Source organism: Streptomyces sp. NPDC045022 (assembly GCF_056432605.1).
The window spans coordinates 25,114-35,370 of the sequence record NZ_JBWKIR010000048.1 but is presented as its reverse complement, the minus strand read 5'-3'; the positions used below and the strand labels follow the sequence as shown (position 1 = coordinate 35,370).

The 10,257-nt window shown below is 70.2% G+C and carries 12 protein-coding genes and 2 pseudogenes; 1 reads left to right on the top strand and 13 read right to left on the bottom strand.

The annotated features are described in order from the left end of the window. Positions 1–216: 216 nt before the first annotated feature. Together AC07C1_RS39435 and AC07C1_RS39430 are read right to left on the bottom strand one after the other, a co-directional pair. The gene (locus AC07C1_RS39435) at positions 217–459 is read right to left on the bottom strand and encodes a DUF3592 domain-containing protein (RefSeq protein ID WP_478946945.1); all 243 of its coding nucleotides are present in this window, start codon (positions 457–459) and stop codon (positions 217–219) included. Positions 460–536: 77 nt separating this feature from the next. Next, entirely contained in the window at positions 537–671 is a 135-nt protein-coding gene (locus AC07C1_RS39430; protein WP_478946944.1) for a hypothetical protein, read from the bottom strand. Positions 672–914: 243 nt separating this feature from the next. Here AC07C1_RS39430 and AC07C1_RS39425 point away from each other — a divergent pair, with 243 nt between their 5' ends. Next, positions 915–1,274, top strand: a complete 360-nt coding sequence (locus AC07C1_RS39425) for a transposase (RefSeq protein WP_478946943.1) — start codon at positions 915–917, stop codon at positions 1,272–1,274. A gap of 23 nt (positions 1,275–1,297) precedes the next feature. On the opposite strand, the pseudogene AC07C1_RS39420 reads toward AC07C1_RS39425, so the two are convergent. The 11 genes and pseudogenes from AC07C1_RS39420 to AC07C1_RS39370 form a co-directional block, all read right to left on the bottom strand. Continuing rightward, positions 1,298–2,083, bottom strand: a pseudogene (locus AC07C1_RS39420) (transposase); the annotation flags it as partial. A gap of 452 nt (positions 2,084–2,535) precedes the next feature. Then, positions 2,536–3,282: pseudogene (locus AC07C1_RS39415) on the bottom strand (transposase family protein); the annotation flags it as partial. Between the two features lie 240 nt (positions 3,283–3,522). Then, positions 3,523–5,094, bottom strand: coding sequence for an AMP-binding protein (locus AC07C1_RS39410; protein ID WP_478946942.1), 1,572 nt, complete (start codon positions 5,092–5,094; stop codon positions 3,523–3,525). A gap of 93 nt (positions 5,095–5,187) precedes the next feature. Beyond that, complete coding sequence (locus tag AC07C1_RS39405; RefSeq protein WP_478946941.1) at positions 5,188–5,889, bottom strand: DsbA family protein; 702 nt, start codon at positions 5,887–5,889, stop codon at positions 5,188–5,190. Positions 5,890–5,944: 55 nt separating this feature from the next. After that, a complete protein-coding gene (gene fabG, locus AC07C1_RS39400; protein ID WP_478946940.1) occupies positions 5,945–6,688 on the bottom strand; it encodes a 3-oxoacyl-ACP reductase FabG in 744 nt (247 codons plus the stop codon). Next, positions 6,685–7,638 (bottom strand): 3-hydroxyacyl-ACP dehydratase FabZ family protein, encoded by a 954-nt coding sequence (locus AC07C1_RS39395; RefSeq protein ID WP_478946939.1) that lies wholly within the window; start codon positions 7,636–7,638, stop codon positions 6,685–6,687. The genes fabG and AC07C1_RS39395 overlap by 4 nt, the downstream gene beginning before the upstream one ends. After that, positions 7,638–7,895 (bottom strand): acyl carrier protein, encoded by a 258-nt coding sequence (locus AC07C1_RS39390; protein WP_478946938.1) that lies wholly within the window; start codon positions 7,893–7,895, stop codon positions 7,638–7,640. The genes AC07C1_RS39395 and AC07C1_RS39390 overlap by 1 nt, the downstream gene beginning before the upstream one ends. A gap of 71 nt (positions 7,896–7,966) precedes the next feature. Next, positions 7,967–9,067 (bottom strand): beta-ketoacyl synthase N-terminal-like domain-containing protein, encoded by a 1,101-nt coding sequence (locus AC07C1_RS39385; RefSeq protein WP_478946937.1) that lies wholly within the window; start codon positions 9,065–9,067, stop codon positions 7,967–7,969. 49 nt (positions 9,068–9,116) lie between these two features. Then, positions 9,117–9,512: a hypothetical protein gene (locus AC07C1_RS39380; RefSeq protein WP_478946936.1), complete on the bottom strand. Its 396-nt coding sequence runs from the start codon at positions 9,510–9,512 to the stop codon at positions 9,117–9,119. 3 nt (positions 9,513–9,515) lie between these two features. Further along, complete coding sequence (locus tag AC07C1_RS39375; protein ID WP_478946935.1) at positions 9,516–9,923, bottom strand: hypothetical protein; 408 nt, start codon at positions 9,921–9,923, stop codon at positions 9,516–9,518. Between the two features lies 1 nt (position 9,924). Beyond that, positions 9,925–10,248 (bottom strand): hypothetical protein, encoded by a 324-nt coding sequence (locus AC07C1_RS39370; protein ID WP_478946934.1) that lies wholly within the window; start codon positions 10,246–10,248, stop codon positions 9,925–9,927. Between the last annotated feature and the right edge of the window lie 9 nt (positions 10,249–10,257).

The window sequence follows — 10,257 nt, the reverse complement described above, 5'->3', positions numbered from 1 at the left end:
AAGGACTGCATGCGAGGGTCAGGGGCTGGCTCGGACATGGAGGTGAGCCTAGTCGGCGCCGGTCGCACTGGTTCCAACTCTCGTGACCAGGTTCCAACTAGCGCGTCACGGCTGCCCACCGCCTGACCGGTCCAACTTCGGTGGCAAACAATCCACCTTCGGTGTCACAGGACACCCGGATCCGGATCTCCGTGTTCCTGCGGAAGACGCAGGTGATCAGGCAGTGCTCAGCAAGACCAGGAGAACTGACAGGGTGCCGGCTGTGAGCGCCGCTCCCAAGACGGTGAATACCAGGTAGATCGACGGGTTGTCCCAGCCTCGGATCTCGAAGCGGCGGGGGTTCTTCGCGTCGTAAAGGACCGTGACGGAGTTGCCGATGCCGTAGCCGTGGAGAACTTTGCCGCGGCCGAAGTTGGAGGGGTACGTGCAGTCGCGGCCGTCCCGGGTCGTCCAGGCCACGACGGCAGGGTCCCGTCGTTCTTGTGATCGGTCCGGTTGCGGCGTGATGCCGGTCCTACCTGGCTGACGGGCCTGTGTCAGGCGATGTTGTCGATGTCGCCGAACGCCAGGTCGGATTTGGGCGAAAGGTTGACGGTACCGCCGCCGTCCAACGGCGCCGTCGCGGTGAAGAAGATGTGCTGCGCCTCGATGATGACGAGGCCGACGCGCATGTGATCGGCCAGAGCCCAGCCGGCCAGGCGGCGTGAAGCGAGGTCGATGACGGTGGCCAGATAGAGGAACTACCGGGAGCTGTGGCAGGGACTGTCCCGGCGCGTTCAGGAAATCGCCGCCACTCACCGCGGCTGCCTGCCGGAAGCTCTCCCTGCCCCGGACGCGGCACCTGCTCACCGACACCCTCGGATTCGTGCTGGACGTATTGGTCACGCCGGCATCCACGACCGACCGGGACGCTGATGAAGGTCTACTCGCCCGAGGTCAGGGCGGACGCTGTCGCGCTGTACCTGTCGGACCCGAGCCACACCTTCGAGGGCATCGGCAAGGATCTGGGGATCAGCCGGGAGACGCTGCGCAACTGGGTGCGGGCCGAGCGGGCCCGCCGCGGTCAAAGCGGCGCCACGAGCACGGACACGAAGGACGTCCCGGTGAGCGAGGCCACGAGGCAGGAACTGGAGGCCGAGATCGCGGCCCTGCGAGTCAAGGGGTCCGGCGCCGGTCGCAGACGGCGGAAGTGGGAAGTGCGGCTGCTGCCTCGCGGTGTCTCGGTGATCCAAGCGTCGATGCGCGAGAGGTTGAGGGCTGCCGCCGTGAACTGATGCTGCAGGTGCGTCTTGGCGGCGCCGTGGTAGCGAGAACGTCGTAGCCCCATCTGCCGGACGCCCTGCGAGATCGTGCTCTCGATGCCCGCGCGGCGCTGGTAGCGCCGCCGCCACTGGTATGTCTTCTGATCCTCGCGTGCCTTGCGGAGCGCTTCGAGTTCCTCGCGGTTTCTAAAGGTCAGGCGTCTGCCGATTCTTCCGGTGCCGTGTGTGCACTGGGAGCGGACGGGGCAGGGTCCGCAGTCCTTGATGGAGAACCAGACCCGGATGACGGCGGCTCCGGTCTGGCTGGTGCTGTCAGACCACCCCCTGCTGCGCTTGCCGTTGGGACAGCTCACTTCCTGGGCCTCCCAGGCGATGGTGAAGCTCTCTTGCGTTAACCCGGCTTCGTCCTTGGCCTGCCAGGCCGCAGTGCCCTGAACCGGTCCGACGATCTCGATGCCGTAGTCGCGCTGGGCCGAGACAAGGACACGGGCCTCGGTGTAGCCGGAGTCGACGAAGTGTTCAGCCGGCAACAGGTTCTGCTCGGCCAGGCCGGCATGGATAGTGTCGGTGACCTGTACGTCATGGACGGGTGCGGTCGTGGTGAGCACGTGCGTGATCAGGTTGGGTTGGTCAGGCTCGCCCGTCTCGGTGATGTGGACCTTCCAGCCTTGCCAGTCGGTGTCCCGCTTGGATCCGACGCGGGCGCCGCTGTCGTAGGGCGAGACCCAGCGCTGACCAGCACGCGGAATGTTCTTCGGGTGGCGCCAGCGGACCGTCTCGTCCTCGATCTGGAACTCCTGGACCCAGGTTCGACGTTGCATTTCCACTGCGGGGACCTGGCGGAGCCATCCGGTGCGATCGGGTGGAAAACGGCCTGCAGCAGGCGCATGCCGTCGTTCCCGAGCTCGTTGCCCCTCTCGATGCGCTCGGTCCTTGCCTGCGGAAGCCGGTAGTCCTCCACCCGGTAGGAGTACCGCTTGAACCACTCGTCGTCGGCCAGCTCGGCAAGCCACTGCGGCGCCGCCGCGGCCAGCACGTTCAGGGCCGCCCTCAACGTCTCGCCCACCAGCTCCAGTCGGTTCAATCCGCGGACCGCCGACAGCACGTGCGTGCTGTCGGTGCGTTGTCGGCCCCGAGCTTTCAGCAGACCTGCTTCCGAGGCGGCAGCTAGCACGGCGTCCGTGACGCGGGTCTCCGCACTGCCCTCGACCAGTCGATCTCGGAACTCGCTCAGCACTGAATGGTCGAACCCCGGGTCTTCGAGCTCCAGGCCGAGGGCGTACTTCCAGTCGATACGTGCCCTGGCAGCAAGGGCAGCCTGGCGGTCGGACAGGCCCTCGGCGAACTGCAGGATCGACACCAGGGCGAGAACCGTCGCGCCGTCTCGGGACACGACCTCGATCTCCTTCTTCCCACGCAGCCATGCCTCCAGGGTGGCAGCCTCGCGGTCGGGTAAAACGTCGACGCGTTCCCCGGCCTCGGCGTCGATGATGATCGTGGCATAGCGGTGGCGGCGGCGCAGGGCGAAGTCGTCGACCCCGACCACCCGCGGGATCCGCACCGGCGGTACGGGGATGCGCCGTAGCACCCGCAAGGCGGTGGCGAACGATACGGGTACGGCCAGCGACCGGGTGGGCCGGGCGGCCGCCCGGCCGCATAACTCCTGGACTACCGCCGAGACCTCGCTGCTCAGACGCGTGGTGCGGCGCAGGAGGCGCTCGATCAGCCCGGGGACTTGCTCGCGGAAGGTCTGCCGCCGACAGCCCAGGACTGGGCAGACCAGACGCCGCACCTGGACGTTGACCATGACCCGGCGCCCATCCACCGGCACGTCCGCAACTGTCCGGCCGTGGTACCCGTGCACCTTCCCCGTCGGGATCCCGCATATCGGGCAGGGACAGGGAACATCCCGGGTCCGGGCCAAGAGCCGGATCAGCTCGCCGTCGTCCGCCACATCATCGATGAACAGCGCCGAGAGCCCTGAAAACACCGTTGCCACAAGGGAGTTGACATCTTGCATATGACGTCAACAACGGCCGTCACCTGCCGTCACCCCCGACTACTGAACAGAGCCAAACGATTTACAGTCCCCGCGGCGGGGTCGGTGAGCATCCGCGCGAGGTAGCAAGATCAGAGGCTTGCGGGAAAGCTCAGAGCGGAGCTGCACAGCCGTCGCACGGCGATCGCCGTGTCCGCCGGGCCAGGTCGGGTGCTTTGCGGGGCGTTGAAGGCGCGGCCCGGGCTCAGCCCGCCTCGGACGTCACCACCCCCATCCCTGCTCCCGCAGCCACCACCGCAGGGCGGCCTTGTCCACCTTGCCGCTGCCGGTGCGGGGCAGTTGCGCGCGGTGGACGACGGCGGTGGGGATCTTGTAACGGGCCAGCCGGCCGTCGGCGAAGGCCCTGACGTTCGCCACGGTGAGATCACCGCCGCCGTCCCGGCAGACGACGGCGACGGGGGTCTCGCCCCAGCGCGCATGCGGCATGCCCACGACGGCCGCTTCTCGTACTGCCGGATACTCCGCGAGGAGCCGTTCCACCTCGGCGGGGTAGATGTTCTCGCCCCCGCTGATGATCACGTCCTTCAGCCGGTCCACGACGTACAACAGTCCCTGCTCGTCGAACCGGCCGATGTCCCCGGAGCGGAACCACCCGGCGTCGTCCTTGGCCTGCCGGGTGGCCTCGGGGTCGTTCCAGTACTCGCGGAACACCTGCGGCCCGCGCACCTCGATCTCCCCGGCCACCTCGGCCTCGGTGATCACGGCCCGGGTCGCCGGATCGGTGAGCCGTACCTCGGCGTGGGGCAGCGCGTGTCCGGCGGCACCGGGGTGGGAACCGACCAGGGAGAGCGGCAGGATGGCGGCGAGTGGGGCCGTCTCGGTCAGCCCCCAGGCCTGCCGCAGCGGAACGCCGCGGGCGGTGTACTCCTTCACCAGCGCGGGCGGCACGGGGGCGCCCCCGATGACAGCGGTGCGCAAGGCCCCCAGGTCGGCCTGGTCGAACCCGGGCACCTGGGCGAGAGCGCTGTAGACCGCGGGAACCGCGATGAGGTTGGCCACCCGATGCGCCACCAGGTCGGCGAGTGCGCGCTCCGCGTCGAAGGTGCGCCGTACGACGACCGTGCCGCCCTGGGCGAGGGTGCCGACCGTGAAACCGCTGAGGCCTGCGATGTGGAACATCGGCGCGACCACCAGTGCGGTGTCACTCAGCCGGGAGTCCATGACGGCAGTGGTGGCGATGTCGTGCCAGAAGAGGTTGCCGTGGGTGATGACCACGCCCTTGGCGCGGCCGGTGGAACCGGAGGTGTAGACCAGGAGTGCGGGATCGTCGAAACCGGTCGCCGCGGGGTCCGGCGGCGGCGCGGAAGTCCGTGCCGCGGACAACCGTGTCCAGGGCGCCGGGGCTTCCCCGGCGACCGGGGCGTGCTGGTCGGTGTCCACGAGCAGGTAGCGCCGTACCGGGAGACCGGTGGCGATGTCGTCGACGGTGACCCGGAACTCGCCCTCGGCCAGCAGCGTGTGGGCGCCGGAGTCCTCGATCAGTGCCAGCAGCTCGGGACCGGCGAGGCGCCAGTTCAGGGGAACGAAGACGGCTCCGAGGTGCAGCGCCGCCAGTGCGGTCCGCAGCAGCGAGGCGCTGTTGCGCCCGAGCCAGGCGATCCGGTCGCCGGTTCGCAGCCCGCCGCTCCTCAGCAGCGCGGCCGTCTCCCGGACACCGGCGGCCAACTCGCCGTAGCTGATGGCGGTGTCCTCGTAGACGATCGCTGTCCGGCCGGCCTCGTTCCGTGCCCGCTGCTGCACGGCAAGCGCGCAGTTCGGTTTTGGCTGCGTCATGATGTGCTCTCGCGTCTTCTGGGAGGGGAGGGGAGGGGAGGGGAGGGGTGCCGGGGGCCGAACAGTAGCGCCGATGGGAACGCGTGGTGTCGTTCAGCCGCAGCCGCCCGCATGGCCCTGGTCACCTCCCGCGCCGAGAGCGGCGAGCGGTGGCTTCGGTGCCGGTTCCGCGGAACCGGCGATGCTGCGGACGAAGGCGTCGAGCCGGTCCACGCCCCAGAACTTCTCCCGGCCGTGGATGAAGAAGGGGATGCCGAACACGTCGTCGCGGTCGACGTCGAGCAGTGCCCGAACCCCGCGGGCGCGCAGCGCGTCGTCGTCCGACGCCCCGGCGAGCAGGTCAGCGGGCAGCCCGAGTTCGACCGCCAGCTCCCCCATCACCGCCCGGTCGCAGATGTTCCGGCCCTCCTCCCAGCGCAGCTGGTAGGCGCGGCTTACGAAGGGCCGCCCGAGGCTGGCGTCGTCCGCGGCGAGATAGGCCAGGTGCGGTATCTCCCAGACCGGGTCGCGGTCCGCCGGCCAAGCCGGCCGCGTACCGGCTTCCTGAGCGAGCCTGCGCACGTCCTGGAGGATGTAGAGGTGCTTGGCCTTCGACATCGCGGTGTACGGGAAGGTCCCTCCGGCGTCGGCGAGCAGGGCGGAGGTGCGGGCGTCGGGTTCCCAGAACGGACGCCACTCGAGGTCGGCGGCCAGTTCGGGGTGGTGCTCGGTGAGTCGGCGGTGGGCGAGCCAGGAGTAGGGGCTGCGCAGGTTGAAGTACCAGCGGGGCCGTGCGGCCCGCCGGGGTGCTGCCATGGGGGTGCTCCTCTTTCCGGACGACGACTGTGACGTGCTGTCGGTGAGGGCGGCGTCAGATGACGATCCCTCCGTCGACGTGGAGCACCGCGCCGGTGACGTATCCGGCCGTCGTCACGTAGGCGACCATGTCGGCGACCTCTTCGGGGCGGCCGAAGCGGCCGAGGGGGACCGAGCGCAGCGCCTCGTCGCGGGCGGCGTCGTTGAGGGACGCGGTCATGTCGGTCTCGATGAAGCCGGGGGCGATCACGTTGACGCGGATGCCGTACCGGGCGACCTCTTTGGCGAGAGCCTTGCTGAAGCCGATGATCCCCGCCTTGGACGCCGAGTAGTTGGTCTGGCTCGCGTGGCCGTGTACCCCGGCGACGGAGGCGATGTTGATGATGTTGCCGCGCTTGCGTTTCATCATCTCGAAGACCACTGCCCGGCAGACGTGGTAGGTCCCGCCGAGGTTGGTGTCGATGACGTCCCGCCACTCCTCGTTGCTCATCAGCACCAGCGGGTTGTCCCGCACGATGCCCGCGGAGGTGACCACGGTGTCGACCGGCCCGAGGTCCTGCTGCACGGCCTCCACCAGAGCGTGCACCTTGTCATGACTGGTCACGTCGGCCTGGTAGGCGACGGCGTGCCCGCCCGCGTCGCCCACCTCCTTCACCAGCTGCGCGGCGGCCTCTGCGCCGGACCGGGTGTGGCAGAAGGCGACCCGGTGGTCCTCGGCAAGCCTGCGGACCACCGCCCGTCCGATGCCTCGCGATCCGCCGGTGACCAGCGCGACGGGGCGTGTCTCGTCCTGTGTCATGGATGTCTCCTCACGTGTTCCGGGGTGCTGGCCAAGTGCGGCGCCGTGTCGGGTTCGCGAACGGCGATGACGATCTGGTCGGCCTCGAGAACGCGTTCGCCGTCCACCGTGCTCTCCCCCTCGAAGGTGAAGGTGTCGCCGAACGACCTGCTGAGTCGGACCCGGTGCCGCATGACGTCTCCCGGACGTACCGGACGCGGCAGTCGCATCCCCGACATGCCGCCGAAGAGGAGCAGCGCGCCGCTGAGGTCGAGGCCGGTGGGCTTCCCGCCGCCCAGCAGCAGGGAGGCGGCCTGGCACCACGACTCGATCACCAACGCGGCCGGGTAGTCGTACGCGCTGTCGCCGGCCTCGTCGGTGACCGCCGCGTACCAGGGCTCGTTGCAGGTCACCGCCTTCAGCGCGGTCAGCTCCCGCTCCGGCGTGAGGCCGACGACGCGGTCCACCAGCAGCATGGGGTAGCGGTGGGGGATGCGCTGCTTGACGGCGGCCGGCGTGATCGGCACGGCCAGGGGGACGCTCGCGTCCGTCACCGCCGCCCGCGTCGCCTCGGCCGACGTCGCGGTGTCCGTGGCCGCGCCGCCGAACAGCAGGGTCAGCCGAGCCGCCGGTCCCCGGTCGGTGGCGATGTCCGCCGTGCAGCGCCAGGAGGACTCGGCCTCGCGCCAGGTCAGCTGCCCGGTGAGCCGGTCGCCGGGGCGCACCGGGTCGAGAAAGCGGACCCTGTCCACACCGGTGACCCGCCGCGCAGGTCCGGGTTCCGGGTGCGTCAGGAGGGCTCCGCGCTGGACGAAGTCGACGATGCAGACGCCGGGGAAGATCGGGTGCCCGGGGTAGTGGCCACGGAACACGGGTTCCTTGGGGGCCACCTCCAGTGTTATCTCGCACTGCTGCCCAGTCGCGTGGTTGACCTCGACAGTCCCCTGGACGCTGCTGCAGGCGCGTGGCATCACGGGCTCCCGAGCTTCACCGCGAGCAGGTCGTGGGTCTGCGAGAAGGTCGTGAACGTCTTGATCTCCTCCTCGCTGAACCGGACTCCGTACTTCTTCTCCAGTACGACGACCACCTCCAGAGCGAGCAGCGAATCGCCGCCCACGTCCTGCAGGCGGGCCTCGTCGGTGAGCTCGGACGGGTCGATGTCGAGGATCCGGGCCACCGTGAGCCGGAGGTCCTCCCGGTCCAGTACCGTCCCTGCGGTGTCGGGCATGGCTGTACCTTTCGTGTGCGGTGCGAAGAGAGCCGGCGACACGTGGGGATTCACGCGTCGCGTCTCGTTGGTCAGCCCTGAGTGGCCAGGAGGGCAGCACCAACGACGCCGTTGCCCTCCACGGAGGTCACCAGTGCCAGGCTCTCGGTGCCGGTCTCGGCGAGCGCGAGGACCGCGGCGACCTGGAAGGCCGCGGACGCGGCGTAGGTGTCGCCGATGAGCGGGGCGCACGTGAGGCCGTGACCGCCCGCCGCTCCGACGACATCGGCGAGGGCCGCCCGTTCGGCCTCGCCCTGGGCGCCTTCGACTCCCGACACGGCGACGGTGCGGACCTCGCCCGGCTCGGCTCCCGACCGCTGGAGCAGTCGGCGCACGCAGTCCGCGAGCACCGGCCTGACTTGCGCGGTGTCCCGGGTGAAGCCGAACTCCAGCCCCAGGGGAGCGGACAGCGGACGCCTGCCGGCCGCCTGGGCGGCGTCGGCTCGTTCCAGCAGCCACACCGCCGCGCCCTCACCGAGCACGCCGGTCTCCGCCTCCGGGCCCCGGACGTGCCAGTCCAGCCAGGCGCGCGCCGGGGAGAACTCCTCGACGGCGCCGCACAGCAGCGTCTCGGCGCGACCGGCCCGCTGGAGCCGCAGCGCGTAGCGCAGCGCGAGGAGCCCGGTGGCACGGCCCCCGGCGATGGTGGTGTTGGGGCCCTTGAGGCGATGCCAGATGGCGGACTGACCGGCCGCGCAGTTCATCACGGTGTTGGGAAACCGGGCGGGATCGACCAGGTAGGGCCGCTCGCCGACCAGGGAGTCGCGGGTGAAGCCCATCATGCTCTGGGCGCTGCCGGTGCTAGTGCCGAGCACCAGGCCGGTGTTCTCGCCGATATCGGAGGGCCGGTTCCCGGTGCCGTCGTCGAGCACCTGGCCGACGGTGGCGACGGCCAGCGCGGTGGCCCGATCCATGGACCGGGTGCCCTTGCGGCCGAGGACGGTGCGGATGTCGAAGTCCGGTACGACACATGCCTCGTCGAACGGCGTGTCCCAGACGTCGCGGTCCAGCCGCACGGCCGTGCTCTTGCCCGTGCTCAGACCGGTGGTGAAGTCGACGCTGTCCAGGCCCCAGGGGGAGATCGCGGCCCAGGCCGAGATGACAGGCGTCGCTGCGGTGAGGGTGGAGACCATGCGGGGCTGCCCTTCGAGGGTGGAGATCAAAAGACGGGTCGGCGGCGGCTCAGAAGAACCAGACCCGGCCGTACGTGGACCAGTCGGGTCCTTCATCGTCCTGTGCAACCAGGCGGACGTCGGGCATCAAGCGCGTCGCCGCCGAGGCGCCGAACAGGGTCAGGCCCGCCTCCTCGACCCAGACGGAGGCGCCGTCGGCGAGCAGGGCCTGCAGCGAGTGCCGTGGATCCGCCAGCGGCAGGGCGGTGCCGTGCGCGCTCGGCGGTCCGGGCACGGGCCCGGTGTCGATCGCGTATCCGGTGGCGGGACCGCGGAGCAGGACATCCACCGACCCACTCATGCGGTGCAGGGCACGAGCGAAGTAGAGCTCGTCGGAGAACTGCGCCTCGACCGCGCCGCGGTGAGCCCGTTCGACGATGAGAAGCGTGCTGCCGGAGTCGGCCACGGCTCAGCACACCCCCATGGCGAGCACCTTGTCCGTGGCCCTCACGTGCTCCCAGAACTTGCTGGGCGGGCGTGTGCGGACACCGGGGATCTGCTCGGGAGCGGCACGGTCGGCGGCGCAGAACCGGCACACGTACCAGTGCAACCGCTCAGGGTGGGCCGCGAGCAGGTCACCGATGATCGCCGCCGTGGAGGGGTGGCGCGCACGGCGGTCCGCCGGGTCGAGCGGCTTGTCGTCGCCCAGGGCCGCGCTGGTCAGTCGGGTGGCGTCGCCACACGTCCACACCTGGACCCGGGCACCACCGTCCAGCAGCGCCCGCGTGAGCCGCAGGGCGCTGGTCACCAGGTCGTTCTGGTGCGGGGCGCCGAGAATCTTGAGCATCACGTCGCTGTGCGGAACGGTCCACGCCATCTCAGTGCCACACCACCCGCAGCCCGGGCCGCAGCAGCCGCGCGGCGATGTCGTCCATGTCCACCAGCCGGGCCCTGGGCTCCACGTCCTCCTCCGCGACGCCCCGCCGGCGCAGGGAGAAGGCGTCCACCCACAGGGCGCCCCCGGCACTCAGGTAGTCCACGAGGCGGGAGCGGGAACCGGAGACGGCGCCCAGGACGCCGTCCTGGGTGAGCAGCAGGGCGACATCGCCGCCCTGCTGCGCCAGCCGGCAGGCGTCGCCCACGAACCGGTCGCCGCCTGCACCGGCGTGGCCGGCTGACTCGATGAGCAGGTATGCGTCCATGGCCGGTGG

Bases quoted from the DNA above. Each gene is read 5' to 3' on its own strand.
- AC07C1_RS39370 (WP_478946934.1), bottom strand. From the start codon at position 10,248: ATGGACGCATACCTGCTCATCGAGTCAGCCGGCCACGCCGGTGCAGGC.
- AC07C1_RS39375 (WP_478946935.1), bottom strand. From the start codon at position 9,923: ATGGCGTGGACCGTTCCGCACAGCGACGTGATGCTCAAGATTCTCGGC.
- AC07C1_RS39425 (WP_478946943.1), top strand. From the start codon at position 915: ATGAAGGTCTACTCGCCCGAGGTCAGGGCGGACGCTGTCGCGCTGTAC.
- AC07C1_RS39390 (WP_478946938.1), bottom strand. From the start codon at position 7,895: ATGCCCGACACCGCAGGGACGGTACTGGACCGGGAGGACCTCCGGCTC.
- AC07C1_RS39410 (WP_478946942.1), bottom strand. From the start codon at position 5,094: ATGACGCAGCCAAAACCGAACTGCGCGCTTGCCGTGCAGCAGCGGGCA.
- AC07C1_RS39395 (WP_478946939.1), bottom strand. From the start codon at position 7,638: ATGCCACGCGCCTGCAGCAGCGTCCAGGGGACTGTCGAGGTCAACCAC.
- AC07C1_RS39430 (WP_478946944.1), bottom strand. From the start codon at position 671: ATGCGCGTCGGCCTCGTCATCATCGAGGCGCAGCACATCTTCTTCACC.
- AC07C1_RS39405 (WP_478946941.1), bottom strand. From the start codon at position 5,889: ATGGCAGCACCCCGGCGGGCCGCACGGCCCCGCTGGTACTTCAACCTG.
- AC07C1_RS39385 (WP_478946937.1), bottom strand. From the start codon at position 9,067: ATGGTCTCCACCCTCACCGCAGCGACGCCTGTCATCTCGGCCTGGGCC.
- fabG (WP_478946940.1), bottom strand. From the start codon at position 6,688: ATGACACAGGACGAGACACGCCCCGTCGCGCTGGTCACCGGCGGATCG.